The organism is Brevibacterium salitolerans (assembly GCF_039531405.1).
In the GTDB taxonomy this organism is placed as follows: domain Bacteria; phylum Actinomycetota; class Actinomycetes; order Actinomycetales; family Brevibacteriaceae; genus Brevibacterium; species Brevibacterium salitolerans.
The window spans coordinates 365,742-385,227 of record NZ_BAAAPZ010000002.1 but is presented as its reverse complement, the minus strand read 5'-3'; the positions used below and the strand labels follow the sequence as shown (position 1 = coordinate 385,227).

20 protein-coding genes and 1 tRNA gene are annotated in these 19,486 nt (G+C 71.0%); 9 read left to right on the top strand and 12 right to left on the bottom strand.

Annotated features, from left to right (window positions below):
- Positions 1-5 precede the first annotated feature (5 nt).
- The 6 genes from ABD240_RS02795 to ABD240_RS02770 all read left to right on the top strand — a co-directional run bounded on the left by ABD240_RS02795 (position 6) and on the right by ABD240_RS02770 (position 4,770).
- The gene (locus ABD240_RS02795; RefSeq protein ID WP_291794569.1) at positions 6-581 is read left to right on the top strand and encodes a hypothetical protein; all 576 of its coding nucleotides are present in this window, start codon (positions 6-8) and stop codon (positions 579-581) included.
- Positions 578-1,234, top strand: coding sequence for a hypothetical protein (locus tag ABD240_RS02790; RefSeq protein ID WP_291794567.1), 657 nt, complete (start codon positions 578-580; stop codon positions 1,232-1,234). The genes ABD240_RS02795 and ABD240_RS02790 overlap by 4 nt, the downstream gene beginning before the upstream one ends.
- Positions 1,231-1,866, top strand: coding sequence for a hypothetical protein (locus tag ABD240_RS02785; protein ID WP_291794565.1), 636 nt, complete (start codon positions 1,231-1,233; stop codon positions 1,864-1,866). The genes ABD240_RS02790 and ABD240_RS02785 overlap by 4 nt, the downstream gene beginning before the upstream one ends.
- Entirely contained in the window at positions 1,850-2,488 is a 639-nt protein-coding gene (locus ABD240_RS02780; RefSeq protein ID WP_344334914.1) for a hypothetical protein, read from the top strand. Before ABD240_RS02785 ends, ABD240_RS02780 begins: the two co-directional genes overlap by 17 nt.
- Positions 2,485-4,197 (top strand): RCC1 domain-containing protein, encoded by a 1,713-nt coding sequence (locus ABD240_RS02775; RefSeq protein WP_344334911.1) that lies wholly within the window; start codon positions 2,485-2,487, stop codon positions 4,195-4,197. The genes ABD240_RS02780 and ABD240_RS02775 overlap by 4 nt, the downstream gene beginning before the upstream one ends.
- 69 nt (positions 4,198-4,266) lie before the next feature.
- Positions 4,267-4,770: a signal peptidase I gene (locus tag ABD240_RS02770; RefSeq protein WP_344334909.1), complete on the top strand. Its 504-nt coding sequence runs from the start codon at positions 4,267-4,269 to the stop codon at positions 4,768-4,770.
- 3 nt (positions 4,771-4,773) lie between these two features.
- On the opposite strand, the gene ABD240_RS02765 is transcribed toward ABD240_RS02770, so the two are convergent.
- Positions 4,774-7,284, bottom strand: coding sequence for a LuxR C-terminal-related transcriptional regulator (locus tag ABD240_RS02765; RefSeq protein WP_344334908.1), 2,511 nt, complete (start codon positions 7,282-7,284; stop codon positions 4,774-4,776).
- A 168-nt stretch (positions 7,285-7,452) separates the two neighbouring features.
- Between ABD240_RS02765 and ABD240_RS02760 the strand changes: the two genes are divergently transcribed.
- Positions 7,453-8,046 (top strand): magnesium transporter CorA family protein, encoded by a 594-nt coding sequence (locus ABD240_RS02760; protein ID WP_344334906.1) that lies wholly within the window; start codon positions 7,453-7,455, stop codon positions 8,044-8,046.
- A 73-nt stretch (positions 8,047-8,119) separates the two neighbouring features.
- Here the strand turns inward: ABD240_RS02760 and ABD240_RS02755 are convergent, their stop codons facing one another.
- The 3 genes from ABD240_RS02755 to ABD240_RS02745 form a co-directional block, all read right to left on the bottom strand.
- Positions 8,120-8,251 (bottom strand): putative transporter small subunit, encoded by a 132-nt coding sequence (locus ABD240_RS02755; protein WP_291799291.1) that lies wholly within the window; start codon positions 8,249-8,251, stop codon positions 8,120-8,122.
- A 2-nt stretch (positions 8,252-8,253) separates the two neighbouring features.
- On the bottom strand, positions 8,254-9,909 hold the full coding sequence (locus ABD240_RS02750; RefSeq protein ID WP_291799365.1) for a sodium:solute symporter family protein: 1,656 nt from the start codon (positions 9,907-9,909) through the stop codon (positions 8,254-8,256).
- 318 nt (positions 9,910-10,227) lie between these two features.
- Positions 10,228-11,025: an SDR family NAD(P)-dependent oxidoreductase gene (locus ABD240_RS02745; protein ID WP_291799295.1), complete on the bottom strand. Its 798-nt coding sequence runs from the start codon at positions 11,023-11,025 to the stop codon at positions 10,228-10,230.
- Positions 11,026-11,234: 209 nt separating this feature from the next.
- On the opposite strand from ABD240_RS02745, the gene ABD240_RS02740 reads away from it, so the two are divergent.
- Complete coding sequence (locus ABD240_RS02740) at positions 11,235-11,624, top strand: hypothetical protein (protein WP_291799298.1); 390 nt, start codon at positions 11,235-11,237, stop codon at positions 11,622-11,624.
- Here the strand turns inward: ABD240_RS02740 and ABD240_RS02735 are convergent.
- The 4 genes from ABD240_RS02735 to ABD240_RS02720 form a co-directional block, all read right to left on the bottom strand.
- Positions 11,611-12,609 (bottom strand): GlxA family transcriptional regulator, encoded by a 999-nt coding sequence (locus tag ABD240_RS02735; RefSeq protein WP_344334904.1) that lies wholly within the window; start codon positions 12,607-12,609, stop codon positions 11,611-11,613. The genes ABD240_RS02740 and ABD240_RS02735 overlap by 14 nt on opposite strands.
- Positions 12,602-13,174: a cysteine hydrolase family protein gene (locus ABD240_RS02730; RefSeq protein ID WP_291799304.1), complete on the bottom strand. Its 573-nt coding sequence runs from the start codon at positions 13,172-13,174 to the stop codon at positions 12,602-12,604. The genes ABD240_RS02735 and ABD240_RS02730 overlap by 8 nt, the downstream gene beginning before the upstream one ends.
- Positions 13,175-13,242: 68 nt before the next feature.
- Positions 13,243-13,743: a DUF2127 domain-containing protein gene (locus ABD240_RS02725; protein WP_344334902.1), complete on the bottom strand. Its 501-nt coding sequence runs from the start codon at positions 13,741-13,743 to the stop codon at positions 13,243-13,245.
- A gap of 100 nt (positions 13,744-13,843) precedes the next feature.
- Entirely contained in the window at positions 13,844-14,866 is a 1,023-nt protein-coding gene (locus ABD240_RS02720) for a zinc-dependent alcohol dehydrogenase family protein (protein WP_344334901.1), read from the bottom strand.
- A 134-nt stretch (positions 14,867-15,000) separates the two neighbouring features.
- Here ABD240_RS02720 and ABD240_RS02715 point away from each other — a divergent pair, with 134 nt between their 5' ends.
- Positions 15,001-15,888: a helix-turn-helix transcriptional regulator gene (locus ABD240_RS02715; protein ID WP_344334899.1), complete on the top strand. Its 888-nt coding sequence runs from the start codon at positions 15,001-15,003 to the stop codon at positions 15,886-15,888.
- Between the two features lie 9 nt (positions 15,889-15,897).
- Here ABD240_RS02715 and ABD240_RS02710 read toward each other — a convergent pair whose 3' ends face one another.
- The 4 genes from ABD240_RS02710 to ABD240_RS02695 form a co-directional block, all read right to left on the bottom strand.
- A complete protein-coding gene (locus ABD240_RS02710) occupies positions 15,898-17,130 on the bottom strand; it encodes an MFS transporter (RefSeq protein ID WP_344334897.1) in 1,233 nt (410 codons plus the stop codon).
- A 400-nt stretch (positions 17,131-17,530) separates the two neighbouring features.
- A tRNA-Ala gene (locus ABD240_RS02705) sits at positions 17,531-17,603 on the bottom strand.
- Between the two features lie 103 nt (positions 17,604-17,706).
- A complete protein-coding gene (locus ABD240_RS02700) occupies positions 17,707-18,204 on the bottom strand; it encodes a DUF3253 domain-containing protein (protein ID WP_291799320.1) in 498 nt (165 codons plus the stop codon).
- Between the two features lie 619 nt (positions 18,205-18,823).
- Positions 18,824-19,213 (bottom strand): hypothetical protein, encoded by a 390-nt coding sequence (locus ABD240_RS02695; protein WP_344334895.1) that lies wholly within the window; start codon positions 19,211-19,213, stop codon positions 18,824-18,826.
- Positions 19,214-19,486 lie beyond the last annotated feature (273 nt).

The window sequence follows — 19,486 nt, the reverse complement described above, 5'->3', positions numbered from 1 at the left end:
AGCCCGTGCTCCGCATCCAGCGCACCCGCCCCGTCCTCTCCCTCGGCCTGCTGGCCGGCGCGTGCGCGCTCCTCACCGCGGGACTCGGCCTCGTGTCCGCGGACGTCGTCGTCGAGCTGCGCGAGGACGCTGGCTTCGACCTGCAGGCGGCTGCGGGGGCCGCGTCCGGCTGGTCACCGCGCGCGGACGACTGGCAGCAGGGCAATCCCGTGCCGATCACGCTCAGCGCCGCCGACGACGCGAATCCGTGGACGTCCGGATCCGAGAACGTCTACACCCTCGCGGTGAGAAGCTCGCCGCCTGACATCGGCGCCCGGCTGTGCGCGGAGCTCGCCCCTCGAGCAGCGGGTGGGAGCGCGCGAACGGACTGGGCGGGCTCGCGGGTGCGCCTCACGGACGCCCACGGCCCTCTCATCACCATCGGCCCGCACACGGAGTCCGCCTCACGGGGCTGCAGCAGTCGCGCACTGGAACCCGGTGAGGTCCGCCGTCTCCGGCTCCGGGTGGACCTGCCGGACGGAGCGGAGACGACCGCGGCACCCACGGGAGTGCTCGTCACCCTGGAAGGAGAATCACGATGACGAAGCCACGGGACCGCACGGTCCGGACGGCCGGCACCGCACACGGCCTCACCGCGGCCACAGCGGCTCTCGCCGCCGCAGCGACCCTCCTGGGGGCGCTCGCCGCGGCTGCCCCGGCCGATTCCGCCTTCACGGCGGGGTTCTCGACCGCCGTCTCGGCCTCGGGCGAGGTGGACATCGCACAGCCGGAGGGCCAGTTCGCCGCACCGGATGCCCCCAGCGCCCTGAGCTCCAACGGCAGGGCCGCGGCTCCTGCCGGAGCGGACGGCTCCCCCGGTGCGGCCACCGCGGTGGTGAGCTTCCCCGTGATCAGCCGTTCCTCGGCCGCAGCGGTCGAGGTCTCGGTGGCGCTGGAGGAGGTCGAGCCGGACGAGATCCTGGAGCACCTGCGCATTGCCGCCCAGGCGGAGGGAGGCACACCGGTGCCGGACGGCACCACGGTCTCGGGATCCTGGTTCGCGTCACACCCGGAGGGGCTCGTGCTCCTCCGCGGTCTGGAACCGGACGAGGAGACCGAGCTGAGTCTCAGCTTCTGGCTCGCGGCCGACGCCCCCGCCTCCGCCCGCAATGCCGGCCTCGACGTCCTCATTCGCGTGAGCGGGGAGACGCAGGCACCGGAGGAGCCGGTCCGGATAGAAGGAGCCTGGGCATGAGGCTAGCTCCACGGGCAGTCCTTCTCGCCGTGCTGACCGCCTGCCTCTGCGGCGTGCTCCCCTCCACCGCCGCCGAGGCCCGGCCCGCCCTGGAGACCCGGGGCGAGCAGATCTCGCTGACGGTTCCGGCGCCGGGGCACAGCGTGGACTGGCAGATGGGAGTGCGCGCATCGTCGGCCCGGGCGTCCGCATTCGACCTCGTCCTCGTCTCCGCGACCGGTGCCGCACTGGACGGCCCCGGTGGGCTGATCCTCACGCTGGAGGACGACGACGGCGAGATGCTGGCAGAAGGCACTGCCGCACAGCTCCGCGGCTCTCCGATCACCGTCGCGGCCACCCCGTCCCAGGGCTGGACGACTGTCCGCGCCCGCGCGCGGCGCCCCCTGCAGGCCGGGGACGAGTACCGCGGCACCTCCGCGGTGCTCCGCTTCCGGTTCCTCTCCCAGGCGGCTCCGGAGGACGACGGCGCGTTCGGACCTCCGGACGGAGGGCACCTGCCCCGCACAGGGGCCGCCGGCGTGCTCACGGCGCTCCTCGTCGCACTCGCGCTCATCCTCGCCGGCATACGTCTGTACCGCGCCGCACAGACGGAGCGGCCGCAGGAGGAGGGCCCCGATGACACGCCGGCATGAGCGCACACGGTTCGTTCTCCCTCTCACGGGCGCACTCCTCGCGGCGTGCCTGGTCCTCGCCGTGCTGGTGAGTGCCGCATTCACCGATGCCGCGCGCCTCCGGACGGAGCCCTCCAGCCGTTTCGAGATCGCGGTGCTGGACGACGAGGGGGCGATCGCGGCGCTCACGCGTGCGCCCGGGCAGCCCCTCACCCGGACCTCGACCGCGGAGCTGATGCCCGGCACCACCCTCGAGCTCCCCGTCCGCATCGCCAACAACAGCCCCGGGACGGCATTCGCCCCCGTCCTCCGGGTGAAGGCGACCGGCCCGGAGGCGGCTCTCCTGGGCCATCTCCGCCTGGCGGTCTCCCACACACAGGACGGCACGGCCACGGTCCTCACCGGTGACCCCGCGGATCCGGAGGACTCTCCCGACCTGCGGCAGGAGATCTCCGTGGCTCCGCCGGAGCTCGCTCCCCGGACGGGAGCCGCGCAGGCGGCCGGCGAGCACTTCTCCGGCGGGAGCCGGTCCTCTGCCGTCCTCACCGTCCGCCTCACCCTCACGGACGACGCGGACCTCCGTCGCCTCTCGCACGCCTCCTGGACGATCGACCTCTCACTCGAAGGAACCTCCCACACATGAGCACCAGCATCCGCACGGGTCACAGCCGGCAGCGGACCCTCGCCGCCCTGCTCCTGCTCTGTCTCGCAGCGACGGCGGGGGCCACCGGCCTCGGCAGCACCCTCACCACGGCGGGCTTCACCGATCCCACCTACGGGTCCGTGTCGCTGCGGACGTCCGCAGGACCCGACGCCGCCCCGGTCGCCTACGACCAGTCCGCGGCGGCTGCCGTCTTCCTCACCCCGAGCGGGGACCTCTATGTGGGCGGACTCCGCAGCACCGGTGACGGCAACGGCGCGGTGCCCGGCCCGCGCACGGATCCCACCCGAGTGGATCTGCCCCGGGGCGTCCGCATCGTCGACGCGGCGGGCTCCACCAACGACTTCCACACTCCCCACACGCAGACGACGTCCTTCATGGCGCTCGACGACGACGGCGGAGTCTGGACCTGGGGCATGACGTACAGGTCTCCGGCGGGCCCGCAGCTGATAGGGCGCGGTGACATCTCCGTCGCCGCCAGCCGCTCCGCGGGAAGGGTGACGCGCACCGCCGGTGGCGGCGAGCTCCCCGCCATCGCGCGGATCGCCCGGATCGAGAACCAGTTCCTCGCTCTCGACCGCGCCGGGATCCTGTGGGCGTGGGGATACGGCGGGGAGAACCTGCCCGCTCCCGCCGGTGCCGGGGACGCACCCCTCCCGTTCCCCGCGCAGCGCACCACCGCCGTTCCCTCGGGGAGCGGCTGCGCTGCCGACGGCGGGAACAGCCTGGGCGAGGTGCACTGGCATTCCGTGTGGAGCGGTCCCAACGCCGCGGGCGCGGTGGCCCGCAACGGGCTCGTCTACACGTGGGGGTTCGACAACTCCGACGGCACCGGCTCCCCCGCCGTGAGCACCCGCTGCCCAGCGCTCAACGAAGGAGCCAATCGCGCGCTCTTCCAGCGGTATCCGGAGCTCTACACGACCGCGGACGGCCTCGTCTACGACGAGGACGCGCTGACCTCCGAGAGCGCCCGGCACGAGCGGTACGCGGACATCGTCGCGCACATGCGCACCCGCTCCCTGGACGCGTGTGACGGAGTGCTGGGCGCCGAGGCCGTCGACTCCGGCCGGTGCCCGGTCCGCCAGCTGGGATTCAGCGCTGGCGCCGCACGGCTCCTCACCCAGGACGGCGAGCTCCTCACGTGGACGACGAAGAGTGCCTGGGGCCGGCAGTTCCTGGGGCGTCCGGACCGTTCCGACGCTCCCGCGGACCGGCCTGCTCCTGTGAGCGGCGACCGCCGGTACGACGCGGTCGCGGCGGGGGTGAGCTCCGTGCTCGCACTGGGCAGGGACGGACGCGTCTACGGCTGGGGCGCGAACAACGTCTGCCAGGCGGTGGGGGCACAGACCGCCGGAGGGACGGTCAGCGGGACGGACTGCGCGAACGACGCGGCACCCTCGGACCGGACGACGGTCCTCGAGCCGCTGGCCGTGTCCGGAGTGCCCCGCGACGTCCGGGTGGAGCACATCGCCCTCACCCAGTGCGCGGCATGGGCCCGGCTCGCGGACGGCCGCACCTACGCCTGGGGAGCCGGCACGGCCGGCGGCCACCTGTTCTCCCAGTGCAGAGTCCCCGCCTCCCCCTCACTGCGCGGCTACAGGATCTACCGCCACACCGAGGCCGACGAAGCCCATCCGTTCGGCACCCCGATCACGGGAGCCGCCACTCCCACGGTGCTCGTGCGGAGCTGAGACCCCACTCACCGCAGCCCACGACCCGGCCCGTCCCCCACACGAATCGCACCGGCCCCGGAGGTCCCCATGCGCATCCTCGGCATCATCCGCTCAGTCCTGCTCACCACCGGCGCGGTCGCCGGCGTGCTCTGCGTCGTCCTCTTCGTCCTCGCCGCCGTCCTCGGAATCCGTCCCTCCGTCGTGGTGTCCGGGTCGATGGAGCCCACGCTGCCCGTCGGCTCGCTGGTCCTCCTCAGATCCGTCCCCGCCGCCGAGGTGGGCCCCGGCGACATCGTCACGGTCCCCCGCCCCGGCGGCGAGGGTCTGCTCACCCACCGGGTCGTGGCCGCGGAGAAGGGCGAGGACGGCATCGTCGCGCTCACGCTGCGAGGCGACGCCAACTCCTCCGACGATCCGAGCCCCTACGCGGTGCGGCAGGTGGGTGCCCACGTCCTCACCCTGCCGTTCCTCGGCTGGGCCGCCCTCGTCCTGCGCACGCCGGCGGGGATCGCCTGTGCTCTCGCGCTCTTCGCAGCGGCCTTCCTGCTGCTGGCACCGCACCGGCGGTCCCGCAGCGCTGCGCGGCGCTGAGGATCAGGCCGTCCGCTCCGCCAGCCGCGCCAGCTCCCCGCGGCCGGGCGACCCCAGCTTGCGCCCGGCGCGGGCGAGGTGGTTCTCCACGGTGCGCACGCTGAGGCTGAGGCGCTCAGCGATCTCCCGATTCCCCAGAGACCCTGCGAGCAGGGCGATCTCCCGCTCGCGCGCCGTGAGCACCTGGGTCCCCCGCGCCGGGAGGTCGAGCTCGAGCGGGTCGAGGTCCGGACCGGCGGCGCTGTCGAAGGCGGTGCGTGCCACGGACTCGAGCTCATCCGCGCGGTGCGGTTCGCCGTCGGCGCGGATGCGTCTCGCCGCGGAGCGCAGCAGCGAGCGGAGCAGCGCGCCGTCCTGACGGCCCGCACCCGTGCCGAGCAGCTCTGCGAGCCGGGAGACGCCCGCACCGGCGTCGATGAGCGCGGTGAGCTCCCCCGCCGTGCGATAGGCCGGAAGATCGGCCTCGCGCAGCACCGTGCGCAGCTCCTCCGTCGTCTCCCGGCCGTAGGCGAGCGTCAGCAGCGCCGCGCCGGTCTGCGCGGCTCCCGCGAGGTAGCCCAGCCGCCGTCGCCTCCGCACCGTCTCCGCGGCCGCGCCGTCGGACACGGCGGCCGGACTGCGGAGGTCCAGGAGCGGCTGGAAGGAGTCGGTCCCCATGCCGAGGAACGGTCCGGGCTGCGGCATGAGCACGGCTGCTTCGCTGAGGAAGGAGTCCCGCGCCTCCGGCTGTCCGCCGAACACCGCGATGAGCCCCTGGACATTCAGCGCCGCGGCGTACATCGACGTGTAGTCGACCTGCGGCCGCCCCACCATCACCATCGCGTCGACGCACTCCTGCACCGCCCGGTACCTGCCGAGCGAGTGATGCGCGAGCACCGCCGTGTAGCCGGCGGAGACGAACGCGACCCTGTCCAGCTCCCGTTCCCCTCGGCGCATCTCCTGCGCCGCGATCCGCAGGGCGGAGAGGAAGTCGCCCTCGAACAGCGGCAGGACCTGCCGCGCCCAGTCCGTGACCGCCCGTTCCGCACCGGGCCGGGCGTCCGCCTCCCGCCGGGCACGCCCGATCCGTCCGGCCGCAAGCAGGGCCACGAGGGCGGCGGCCTCGCGCACACCGGTGGGATCGGGTCCCGGTCGCAGCACCCCGTCGAGGTCTGCGGGCACTCCCCTGCCGGTGAAGAGGTCGATGAGTGTGCTCGCGGACTCCGCCGACTCCCGCCAGGGCGCATGGGCATGCCCGAACTCCCGCAGTGAGGAGAGGGCCGATTCCGGATCGTGGTGCCGGATGGCCGTCCACTGCGCCCGCGCGTACGCCAGGCGGAACAGAGCGGCGTCCGCGGGACGTCCGGCCGTCGGCGTGTCCGCCAGCACGCGTTCGAGGTCGTCCTGCTGACGCGGGTCGCCGGAGGCCGCGGCGCAGTAGGCGAGCGCGTGCTCCACCGTGGGGTCCGCCCGCCAGGCCGCCAGCGCGCGTCCGGCCTGCGCCAGGGACGACTCGACGAAGCGGGCGGCGAGCGCAGCGAGCCTGTCCGCGGAGCCGCACCAGTCCGGCACATCGCTGACGGGTTCCTCCACCGTGAGGGCGGGGATCCGCTCGCGGTTGAAGCGCTCCGCCAGAAGCGGCGGCCACACGACGAGGCCGGGGCTCCCCTGCGCCGCGGTCGAGCGGACGAGGCCCCTCTCCCGGAGCCCGCGCAGCGTCCCCTCCCCGTGGGCCCGCACCAGCTCTGCCTCGGAGCGTGCGGGTTCGAGCGCGAGGTCGCCCAGGAGTGCCACTCCCTGCGGGCCCTCCCCGGTGAGGATCTCGTCGATCACCGGCGCCATGTCGTCGTTCCAGAGGGCGAAGCCCGACTGCGTCCACATGCCCTCGTACACCTGCAGCAGCCCGCGGTGCCGTGCGCTCTGCAGCAGCGCGGTGAGCAGCAGCGGCGAGCCGCCGGTCTTGGTGAGGACGCGGGTGAGCACCGCCGGGGAGAGCGGAGCGCCCAGGACGGCGTGGGCCAGCGCTCCCGCCGCAGGGAGGTCGAGGGGGCGGACCGTCACGACGCGTTCCGGCCAGTGGAGCGGCAGCCTCTCCGCGGCCGAGGCGCCGGTGACCTCGCTCATGACCGTGCGCGCACCGGTGCGCTCCCGGAGTGTGGCGAGCGCACGGAGGGAGACCGGGTCCATGCGGTGAGGGTCGTCGACGACGAGGAGCATCGACGCCGTGAGTCCCTGCGTCACCTGGTCGAGGGCTCCCGCGAGGTCCTCCGCGCCCTGCCCCGCCGGGGACCGGCCGTCCGCTCCGCGCGGGCGCAGTCCCAGCTCCGCCGCAAGCTGCCGCAGCACGGAGCCGGGGCTGTCCGCGGTCGAGTGCTCACCACGGCAGCGGAGCACCGGTGCCCCGGACCGCTCCAGCGCGTCCGCGGCTTCCCGGGCGACCCGTGAGCGGCCGCTCCCCCGGCTGCCGGTGATCCGTACGCTCCATCCTGCGCGGAGTGCGTCGCGCGCCAGCTCGATCTCCTCGCCGAGGATCATCCGAGGCCCGTTCCGCCGGAGCACCCACCCGTCATGTCCATCCCCACAGAATAGGGCGGGTTCGCGCCGGCCGTGTCCCCTGTGATGGACTGGGCGGTCCGCACCACGGCGCACGAGGCGTGCGGTGCGGCGACGGTTCGGCACGAACAGGAAGGGAAGAGGACTGGTATGACGACGGTGCTGAAGGCGGGACGCGCATCCCGGACCGTGCTGGGAGGGCTCACCCTCGCGCTCGCACTCGCGGCCTGCACCGGCCCGGCAGGAGAGGCGGACCCCACCGAGGCTCCCGAGGAGGTGCCGCAGCGGACGGCGGAGGCCTCTCCCGGGGCAGAGGGGGAAACGGCTTCGGACGCCGGGGCGAGCATGGGACCGGCCACCGGCTCCGGAGCCGCGGGCCTCACGGTCGCCGCCGAGGGCGAAGGCCCCATGGGTCTCACCGCCGCCTCCCCCGTCGAGGAGACGGAGGGTGAGGCCGCAGAGGTCTCCGGCCGCCTCGTCGTCGGCCCCGGCGCATGCCTGTCCGTGGTGTCCGACGGTGCCGGGGACGAGCAGCGCCCACGGCTCGCGGTCTTCCCGGAGGGCACCGAGTTCGTCCTGCGCGGTGACCGCCCCTCCGTCACCGCCGACCCGCTGGGCACGGTGCAGGTGGGCGAGCACACGACCTTCACCGCGGTTGAGGTCCCTCTCGACGAGGCCGACGGGGTGCCGGAGCGATGCGCCCGCGGAGCCGCAGACTCCGTCCTGGCCGTGCAGGGCCGATGACGCGGCCGAGGCCCTTCTCCCCCTCCGTGCGGACGGGGAGAAGGGCCTCGGCGAACCCGGGGTGGTGTCCCGCTCAGATGAGGGGACGGCCCTCGTCGCGCGCTTCCTTCGCGTCCTTGGCGAAGCCGCGGGCGATCGTCACGAGGATGCCCGCCACGAGGACGGGCCAGACGAGGACGTACACCGTGAGGACGGCTGCGGACATGGTCAGTTCCCTTCGTCGTTGTCGGTGAGACGGCGCGCGCTCGCCACGGCGGCGGAGCCGTGCGCGGTGCCCGTGGGGGCTTCGGCCGCGGCCGTCCGCGTGTCGAAGTCACCCGTGACCGTGCGGATCCGGTCGAAGTCGAAGTTCATCCGCGACCGCACGGACAGGCCCCAGCACACGAGGAACGAGACCGCGTAGGCCACCAGTGAACCGGACAGGACCGCGTAGTCCCGCAGGTGTCCGAAGCCGAAGGGCAGCACGGCCAGTGTGGCCAGGACGCCCACGATCACCGCGGTGCGCCTGCCGAAGAAGCCGAACGCCATGATGCCCAGCACCACGCCCACGCCGAGGATCGAGAGCGCCTCGACCACGAGCGCCCAGACGCCGGTGGGCGCGATGAGCTCGAAGCGCACCGGGATGAACACCGCGAGGGCGGCGAGCACGGAGACGGTGAAGGCGAGGTTCGTGACCTTCTTCCAGTAGAAGGAGGCGATCACCGGGAACACGAGGCAGCCCCACAGCGCACCCACGAAGACGAGCAGATCGAGGATGTCGAACCGGGCGGTGGCGAAGTACAGCGCCGCCGCCGTCGCCACGACCATCGTGATGCGGCCGATCAGCAGCATCTTCCTGGGGTCGGCCTTGTCCCGGCCCACCGACTGCCCGTAGACGTCCGCCATCACGATGGAGCTGAGCGCGGCAAGATCGGAGTCCGCCGTCGAGGACAGCGACCCCACGATCATGACGAACGCCAGCGCCAGGAGGATCACCGGCAGGTACTCGCCGGCCATCTGGGGCAGCAGATTGTTGACGTCCCCGTCGAGCGGCTGGACGCCCAGGTAGAGGGCCATGACGCCCACCATGCCCATCCCGATCACGGTGGCGCCGTAGCCCACGGTGGCGGTGACGAACGTGGGCTTGATGAGGTCCTCGCGCACCGCGAAGAGCCGCTGGGCGATCGTCTGGTTGCCGATCGCATAGGCGAGCACCGCCGCGATGTACGGTGCGCCCTGGTTCATGAAGGCCTCGGAGGAGAGGAAGCTCTCCTGCTGCGGAGTGACGGTGCCGGCCGCGCGTCCGGCCTCGAACATGTCCGGTCCGCCGGCGGCGAAGAAGATCACCGGGATGACGATCGCCGCGGCTCCCAGCATCGCCATGACCTGCGCGAAGTCGGTGAGCACGGAGGCGCGGAAGCCGGACCACAGGGTGTACAGCAGCACCCCGCCGGCCACGATGAGGATGCCCGCGCCGAAGCTGAGGGGCGAGAGCATCGCGATGATCGCGCCCCCGGCGATGAAGTTGGACGTGAGCGAGATGACGGAGCCCAGCACGTTGGAGCCGGCGAGCATGAGCTGCGAGGAGCGGCCGTGGCGGGCGTACATCACCTCTGCGAGGGTGTGCGCCTTGGGGGCGACCGCACGGATGCGCTTGCCGAAGGGGTAGATGAACAGGATCATCAGCGCACCCCAGAGCCCGTAGTGGATGGGGCCGGAGACGCCGTAGGTGTAGCCCGCGGTGACGGAGGCGTACATGGAGGATGCCCAGATCCAGGTGGCGGTCATGGAGGCGGCGGAGATGCCGAAGCCGATCCTGTTGCCGGCCGTCATGTAGCCGTCCGCGTTCTCCTTGCGTCTGGAGATCGCGACGGACATCCACATCGTGCCCCCGTAGAAGAGGAGGAGGAGTGCGAGGACGCCGGGAGTGCCCAGCTGGGTGAGGTGCGAACTGTCGGAAGCTGACAGCACGGACTCTCCTTTCGACAGACAGAAGGGACCGTCAGCGCGCCGCGTCCCCCGGCCAGCGCGCAGCGGGAGCACAGCCCTGCGGAATGCGCGGTATCCGGCGATGCGACGTGGTGACTATGCGATGTTTCCACACAGTTTCATCAATATCCACTTCATGAACTCTGTCAACGGAGAACGCGCCCGGTCCTCGCCGGCTGCGCGCCGAGGACCGGGCGTGCGCACCGTGGGGCCTCAGCTCCCGAGCATGTCCAGGAGGGAGCCCGCGTCCTCGGTGCCGATGCGGCCGAGCGGCGTGCTCGTCGCGTCGTCGAGGATCGTCGCGAGGTGGGCCTGGATGTCCTCCGCCGTGGTCTGCGGATTCGCATACCCGTCGTTGACGGCCAGGGTGATGCGCTGCATGAGCCCGCCCTGGGTGAGGAAGGACTCCCCCGTCACCTCGCAGTCCGCGTGCGCGAGGTACGCGACGAACGGAGAGACCATCTCCGTCGTCATGTTCGCCCGGAGGTTCTCCTTGAGCTCCTCCGGCAGCTCCGCCGCAGCGGCCATCGGGGTGTAGGCGGTCGGGGCGATGGCGTTGACCTTGATGCCCTGCGCCAGACCCTCCATCGCCAGTGTGCGGGTGAATGCGAAGACCGCGGCCTTGGAGACCACGTAGGGGACCTGCCCCTCCCAGCCGACGATGGTGGGCGAGGTGGTGCTCACCACGCGTCCGGCACCGCTGGCCGCGAGGTGCGGCCAGGCGGCCGCGGTGACGGCGACCGTCCCGAGGTAGTTGACCTCCATGTGCCGCCGCACCTCCTCCTCGATGCCCGGGCCGAAGGCCTTCGGGGTATTCACCCCGGCATTGTCGACGACGACGTCGAGGCGCCCGAACTCGTCGAGCGCCGTCCGGACGATGGCCTCGGCGTCCTGGGTCACATCGCCGCGGCTCACCGCGGCAGTGCCGCCGGCGAGTTCCAGCGCATGGGACCGTCCCAGGCCCTGACCCGCGCCCGTGACGAGCGCGACCTTTCCCTCGAAGCTCAGCATGTTCGCACTCCTTCGTACCGCGTGAGTTCTGTTCAGGTGCTCCGTGCCGCACGGGCCCGGTCGCGACCTTGTCCGCGACGATAATGCATGATGTTTCATACATGATAGGGAAGGATCTCTCCCGCCCTTCCGCGTGCTCGGGTCCGTTCTACTGAGGAGGTCGAGGCGACGACGCCGCGACGCACACCGAGAGGATCGGAGAGACGACGATGACGGATCACGCGCAGGAAGACCGGACGATGGCGGAGCTCGCGCAGGCATGGCTGCGGGCGTTCGACGAGCTGGACAGCTTCAGACCCCTCTGCCACCCGGACGCTCGGGTCTGGCACAGCACCGACGACGCCTGGGTCTCCGTGGACACGGCGATCGCGAACGTCCGCTCCGGAGGGGGCCTGCCGCCTCGGGAGCGGGAGAGCTGGCGTGTCACCGAGGACGGCTTCCTCGTCCAGTTCACACTCGCGCTGGGCTCCCTCCGGATGCACAACACCATCCTCGTCCGGGTGCGCGACGGGCTCGCCTACGAGGCGGAGGAGTACGTGGGTCTGGAGCAGGACGTCCGGAGGCTGCTCATGGAGGAGGCGGGCGTCACGGCGGGGTGATGCCACCGGATCGCCGGCGCAGCGTGCGGAGCATGCGCGCGTCCCGGAACCCCACCGCGCGAGCGGCCGTCTCGCTGTCCGCACCTGCGCCGACGAGGAGCTGCGCCCGCTCGCGGCGAAGGCTCTGCTGATAGCGCAGCGGCGTGGTGCCGAGGGTGCGGGAGAAGGCCCGCGTGAGGGTCCGCTCGCTCACGCGCAGCTCCCGCGCTAGCAGCGTGAGTGAGAGGCTCTCCGCGTAGCGGTCGTCGATAAGGTCCTGCGCCCGGTGCACGAGGTCGTCGACGTGGTCCCGGTGCCGGAGCATGACGCTCTCCTGCGGGGCATGGCCGTTGCGCCGGACGTAGACCACCATCGCCCGTGCCACGCGGGAGGCGAGCCGCGATCCCATACGCTGGGCGACGAGGTCCAGCGCGAGGTCGATGCCGCTCGCGATCCCGGCGGAGGTGAGGATCCGGCCGTCTCTGACGAACAGGACGTCCCGCACCACCCGGGCCGTGGGATGCAGGCGCGCCAGCTCGTCCTGCAGCGCATGGTGGGTGGTGGCGCGCCGGCCGTCGAGCAGGCCGGCGCGCGCCAGGGCGAACGCGCCGGCGCAGACGCTCATCACGGTCCCGCCCTGCGCATGGTGCGCGGCGATCCGGTCGAGGAGGGCTGCGCCGAGGGGCACAGGGCGTCTCTGCCCGCCCACCTGCCACCCCGGCACCACGAGGAGGTCGGAGGGGTGGAGGGGCTGCCACTCCGTCTCCGCGCGCAGCGGGAGCCCCTGGTGCGAGAGGACCGTCGCGGCCTCGGCGATGTAGGAGGGCGCCCACCCCCGGCCCGAGGCCTCCGCGGCGGTGCCGAAGACCTGAGCGGGCCCCGCGAGGTCGAGGAGCTGGAGCCCCGGCGCGAGGACGTACTCCACGCGCTGCGGCGGCGCAGGCCGCTGCGGAACTGCAGCCGGTGTGTGCGGGCCCTCCGGCTCCCTCGTGCCTTCCTCACTCATGCGCGGCGGCGAGCGCTGCGGCGGCGAAGGCCGTGTCGACGGTCGCGATGCGCGCGAAGCGGCCGGCGAGGGCGAATTCGGTGCGCTCGATCACCGCATCCGTGCTCAGGGTCGCTCCCGTGTCCGGGCGGGTGACGGGGAAGGTCGCGGTCGCCTCGGTCACGAACGTCACGGAGTACCCGAGGTCCGCGGCGACGCGGGCGGTGGTCTCACAGCACTGTTCGGTCTGGATCCCCGCGATGACGAGATCGGTGACGCCTGCCGCGGTCAGCCGCTGGGCGAGCCCGGTGGTCGTGAAGGCGTTCCGCGAGGTCTTCGTCAGCTGCGGCTCCCCGTCGTCCACGTCCAGTCCTTCGAGGGGTCGGACGAATCCGCGCTCCGGGTCGAAGACGGTTCCGCTGCCCGGCTCCGCGTGCCAGATCCAGTGCACGGCATGTCCCCCGGCACGCGCGGCCGCCACAAGGCGGTTCACCCGATCCACGATCTGCGGGTTCGAGACCTGGGACCAGAGAGGCCGGGCGCGGAAGGATTCCTGGACGTCGAGGACGAGGAGAGCTGTGGTCATGCTTCGATCATTGCCCCTCCCCGCCGGTGAGGCCAGACACGAACCGGTCTCCGGGCGGCACGATCCGGTCACTGTGCCAGTCGCTGCCGGTGCAGCCGGTACTCGCGCCAGGTGAGCGCCACCATGACGGCGTCGAAGAGGGTGAGCAGGAGCATCCCCCAGCTGAAGCGCACCGTCATCTCGTACACCTGGTAGCTGATGAACGCGAGGAGGAAGCCGATCAGCCAAGGATAGGCCCAGAGGCGGTCGCGAAGCACCGCCCAGACGAGGACCACCTTCACGACGCCGTGCGCCAGCAGGTAGATCGCCGCGAACAGCGTGGCGGACACGTCCAGACCCGTCGCCAGATGGCGGAGCGCGTTCGCGATCAGGTCATGCGGGTCCTCGCTCAGCTCGTGCTGGGTGATCAGCCCCACGAACGTGCCGATCTGTGCGGGGCTCACGAACAGCAGCAGGGTTCCGCCTGCGAGTTCGAGAACGCCGTCGAGGGCCTTCAGCACCAGCCCCACGCGGAACAGCCGGTCGAGGAGCGTGCGGCGCGCCGGTGCCGGCCGGGACGATTCTTTCATGGAGCAGACGGTAGCGCGCGGGAGGAGGTGAGGGGCGTCCCCGTGCCTTCGGGATCCTGCCGCCCAGATGCCGACGGTCTGTGCGGTTCCGTCGGGCGGGTCAGACGGTGAGCAGGACCTTGGTGGCGGTGCGCTGGTCCATCGCCCGGTAGCCCTCGGCGGCCTGCTCGAGCGGCAGGGTGAGGTCGAACACCCGTCCCGGGTTGATCTTCCGGTCCCAGATGCGCTGGATGAGATCGGGAAGGAAGCGGCGCACCGGGGCCGGTCCGCCCTGCACCCGCACCTGTGAGAAGAACAGCTCGTCGCCGGGGATCGCGACATCGTGCTGCACGCCCACGAAGCCGAGGTTGCCGCCGGGGCGAGTGGAGCGCAGTGCCTGCATCATCGACTCCTGCGTGCCCACGGCCTCGATGGTGCCGTGAGCGCCGAGGCCGTTCGTAAGCTCCTTGATCCGCGCCACCGCGGCATCGCCCCGCTCCTCGATGATGTCGGTGGCGCCGAACTCGCGGCCCAGCGCCTGGCGATCCGCGTGCCGGGAGGAGAGGATGATGCGCTCGGCGCCCAGCTGCTGGGCGGCGAGGACACCCATGAGGCCCACCGCACCGTCGCCGACGACGGCAATGGTCTTCCCCGGCCCGGCCTCGGCGGTCACGGCGGCGTACCAGCCGGTGCCCAGGACATCGGAGGCGGCGAGCAGGGAGGGGATGAGATCCGCGTCCGGCTGGCCGGGGGTGGCGACCAGGGTGCCGTCCGCGTAGGGAATGCGGGCCTTTTCCGCCTGGGTGCCGATGCCGCCGTGGACGAACTCCGCGTGCACGCAGCGGCCGGGGAACCCGGCGGTGCAGATCTCGCACTCGCCGCAGGAGATGACGAAGGAGCCCACGACGAAGTCACCGGGCTTCACGGTCTTCACCGCCGCGCCCACCTCCTCGACGACGCCCACGTACTCGTGGCCCATGAGGAGGTGGTCCGCTTCCTCTGCGCCGCGGTAGGGCCAGAGGTCGGAGCCGCAGATGCAGGCGGCCGTGATGCGGATGACGGCATCGGTGGGTTCGACGATCTGCGGGTCCTCACGGTCCGTGACGGTGACGGTTCCGGGTGCGTCCATGATGACTGCGCGCATGTGGTGCTCCTTGAAGAGGCGGATGGATGGATACCGCTCCATGCCACCACAGCCGGAGCAGCGTGGGGAGACCCTGCTGATGGGGGTACCGGGAGGGACTCCCTCGCGCCCCGGCGCCGGAATACCATGCCGTCATGGACAATCGAGCAGAGGTGCGTGAGTTCCTCACCACACGCCGGGCGCGGGTCACTCCGGAGCAGGTGGGCCTGCCGGCCGGCACGAACCGCCGGGTGAAGGGTCTGCGCCGCAGCGAGGTCGCCGCGCTGGCCGGGGTGAGCATCGAGTACTATACCCGGCTGGAGCGCGGGGCGATCAGCGGCGCCTCACCCGAGGTCCTGGACAGTCTTGCGAAGGCACTGCAGCTCGACGATGCCGAGCGCGCCCATCTGTTCGACCTCGCCCATGCCGCCAGCCCCGTCGCCCGCCCTCCCAAGCGCCGCAGCGCCAAGGGCTGGAGGCCCCATCCGGGCCTCCAGTGGGCGCTCGACGCCGTGACTGCCGGCCCCGCCTTCGTCCGCAACGGCCGCATGGACCTGCTGGCGGTCAACCCGCTGGCACGGGCGTTCTACACGGAGCTCTACGAGATGCCCGGGCAGCGGCCCAACATCGCCCGCCATGCGTTCCTGGACGAACGCGCCCTCGCCTTCTACCCGGACTGGGAGGGCTTCGCGGACATCACGGTCGCGATCCTGCGCACGGAGGCCGCCCGCGATCCGCACAACAAGGAGCTCCACGACCTCATCGGCGAGCTCTCGACGCGCAGCCTCGAGTTCCGCACCCGGTGGGGTGCGCACAATGTGCGCCACCACGGCTCCGGGTTCAAGTCGTTCCATCATCCGGTGGTCGGGGACCTCACCCTGGCGTACGAGGGGATGGAGATGGAGGCCGAGCGCGGGCTGACCCTCACGATCTACACCGCAGAACCCGGGTCCGCCTCCGCAGAGAGGATGCGGCTCCTGGCCTCCTGGGCCGCCAGCGAGAGCGCGGAGGCCGCGGACGCGGAGCAGCGGCCTCTGCGCTGAAGCGCGCGCTCAGACTTCCTCCGGAGCCTCCACGACGCGGCGGCGGCGCAGCGGGCTGAGGCGCTCCTTGCGGAACAGGAAGCCCAGGGGCAGGAAGTACAGCGCTGCGATGGCGGTGCCAACGACCACCGGTCCGGTCACACCGAGCGAGGTGGCGAGGGTGAGCCCGGCGATCCAGGAACCGATCGCGGTGCCGACGTTGAACGCCGAGGTCGTGAGCGCCGAGGCCAGGGTGGGGGCGTGGTCCGCGAAGCCGACGGCCTTGCTGATGAGGATGGGGTTCGTCGACATGCCGAACAGCCCCAGCAGTCCCACGAGGATCACCGTGACGACGGCGTTGTGGGAGAACAGGGCGAGCGCGCCGAGGACGAGGAACGTCATCGTCGCGGAGGTGAACAGCACCGTGTACGGCCTGTGCCCGCCCAGCGCACCGCCGGCGTTGGAGCCGATGAGCGCGCCCACTCCGTAGGTGAGCAGCACCAGCGGCACAGCGGAGGCCGGCAGTCCGGTGTTCTCCGTGAGCAGCGGGGAGATGAAGCTGTAGGCGGCCAGCGAGGAGCCGCACACGATCGCGGCTCCGGCCAGGACCAGCCACACGCGCCCGTCCTTGAGCGCGGCGATCTCCCGGCGCACCGAGGGCAGCGGGCCGCCGGACGGATCCGGCTCGACCAGGCGGTGGATGAAGACGGCGGCGATGAGAGCGAGCACGGCCAGACCCCAGAACGGTCCGCGCCAGCCGAGGACCTGTCCGGCGAACGAACCCAGCGGGACGCCGAGGGCATTGGCGAGCATGCCGCCGCCGAGCACGATCCCCATCGCGGTGGAGGCCAGCCGAGCGCCAGCGGCCTTCGAGGCGACGACGGCGGCGACCGCCCAGAACGCTCCTGTGGCGAGAGCCGTGAGGAACCGGGCGCCGAGGATCAGCGGAAACACCGAGGTCAGCGCTGCGATGATGTGCCCGAGAGCGAACACGAGGAGAGCGAGCGTCAGGGTCAGCCTGCGCTGGAGCTTGAGGGTGACGATCGCCATGACCGGCGTCCCCACGATCATCCCGACTGCGAAGACGGTGATCATGAGCCCGGCATCCGCAACGGGGATGCCCAGGTCCTCAGCGGTCTCCGGGAGGATGCCTGCGACGATGAACTCCGTGGTGCCCATGAGGAACACGCCTGCGGCGAGGATCCACGTGACGAAGGGCAGCCGCGAGGGAGCGGGCGCGGTCTGTTCTGTATCAGTTGCCATGAGGGGTGGTGGACGAGCTTTCTTCTCTGTGAGGATGCCACTGGGACACGGCGCCGGAGGATGCCGGCGGCCACGATCCACCAGCCCACCAGGGATCCGCTCCATGAGGGAGTCCCGGGCGAGAGGGGTACCGGGAGGGACTCCTTCACCTGTGCTCGGGTCGAGGCCGACGATCTCCGGACGTGGATCACAGGGCCGGTGGCAGTGTCCCCGCATCAGGGTCAACCCCTATCCGCACCTCGTGGGTGGTCTGCCTGCGGACGAGTTCCTGACCGTCAGGTTCGACAGCACCACCCAGGTAGCAGACATCCGTCTCCGCGGCCGAAACTGATGCACTGCAGGCAACAGAAAGGCCTGGCTCGTCTCACTGCATTCTCAGTGAGACGAGCCAGGCCCGCTGTGGAGGTAAGGGGATTCGAACCCCTGACCTTCTCCATGCCATGGAGACGCGCTACCAACTGCGCCATACCCCCGAAAGGCGTCCACCAGGTCCACCTGGCGACTCGCACAATCATAGGCGACGGCTTACTCGGAGACAAATCCGCCCTGCCTCGTCCATTCACCCGGTGCCTCGCCTCACCCGGCGGTCTCCTCCGCCTCGAACTCCGGGCCTGCAGCGATGAGCACATCGGCCGGATCGGCCGCTTCCGGCTCCTCGCAGGACAGCGACCAGCGGTCTGCACGCGCTCCCTCCTCGAGCAGCGCAGCCAGACGGTGCAGGTGCTTCCGCCACTCGCTCCCGGCGACGATCTGCGCGACCTCGCCCAGGCGCACAGACCCGCCGTCGCGGGCGCGAAGAAGCGCGGTGAGGGCGGCGACGGCGCGGACGTCCCTGCTTTCCTCGTCCGGATCCCACCAGGCTCGGCCGCGCTCCCCCAGAGCGACTTTCGCATCCTGCACGCGGGCCCGCGCCGAGGTCTCACCGCGCCCGATGAGCCGCCGCGCCCGCATCAGCTCATCCACGAGCTCCTGTTTCAGGGGTGCGGGGATGTCCGGATCCGCGGCCCGCCACCGCCGCCCGTCGACCACGATGTACCGGCCGTCCTCGGTCAGTTCGGCCTGCGCTCTCCCCATGCCGTCGACTGTAGTCGGCAGGAGCGCTGCCATCACGGCACCGCTTCCATCAATGCGACGAAGAAGCCCTGCACCGCTCATCTGCGGTGCAGGGCTTCTGCTCACTGTGGAATGGACGCGAAGACGGTCAAACACGGCGGATCCACTCAGCGCCTTGCCCGTGCCGCATCCCGTGTCAGGGACGGAAAGGTCCAGCGAGCCAGCGTTTCGGGGGCTGTCGACGCACGGGGAGAGATGTGTACATCGATCACGCGACGGAAGATTTCGGACGCGGACCGAGCCGAAGCCATTCGATTGTTTCACGCCGGGACATATGTCAAGGACATCGCTAGCAGCCTGAGGGTCACGAAAACATCGGTCCGGAAGATTCTGCATGACGCAGGCGTCGCGTCTCCGCCTCGGAGAATGACCGAAGCCGAAATCAAAGATGCTGCACGTCGTTACGAGAATGGTGAGTCTCTCGCTCGTCTCGGAGAGCGTTTCGGGTATAGCCCGGGAACAGTTCGGTCCAAGATTGTGCGCGCTGGAGTGGAGATGCGCCCATCGTCCGTACCGCGGTCGCTTTGACGTTCATAGTCAGCAACTGCGCACCTCACGGGCCATGTCGGGAAGTGGAAGCTTACGCCACCAGACCGTTCGTCCAGTGGGCACGGTGCGACTTCGCGATCGCACGGAGGTTCCCACGCATGACCTTGAGTTCTGTTGTGGAAGGAACATCGTCGTCATGATTGCCAGGATTCAGCACGGTTGAAAACGTGTTCCACTTCCCCTTCTCATCGTTGCTCAGCGCGAATCCGCGAACAAGCGGCACGAGTTGCCCGAGGACGCTTGCTTCCATCTCAACGTCCGCTACAGAACAGAGGGTGCCTGATTCGGTGCGTGCGGTGGCGATAATCTGCTTCGCAAGCCGTTCCGCGGCCGAGCGGTAACTGCCACACGCGGCGCGCCTGCCCCGAGCGGTCGGAGCGTTCAGGTTGTCTTCTGCGTCGAGCATGAGCTGGCTGGACACGTCGGAAGTCTGTGTGGGCACGGTGCCTGCTTTAGGGCTTGCTAGGTTGAGCTCATAGGACACAAGTCCACGATGGTCATGGTGACTCTTGCTCCAGTCAGCAAGCTTCCCGTCATACGTCCCAGTTCTCGTCGGGAGGCGCGGAGTTCCGCGGATTCTACGCGACCCAACACCATTCGTGCCTGCTGCGTGCCACTCGCGCCTGTGGGCCGGCTAACCCGAGGTTGAAGCGTGATTGCGGCACGGCCCAATAATACCTGCAGAAGAGCCGTT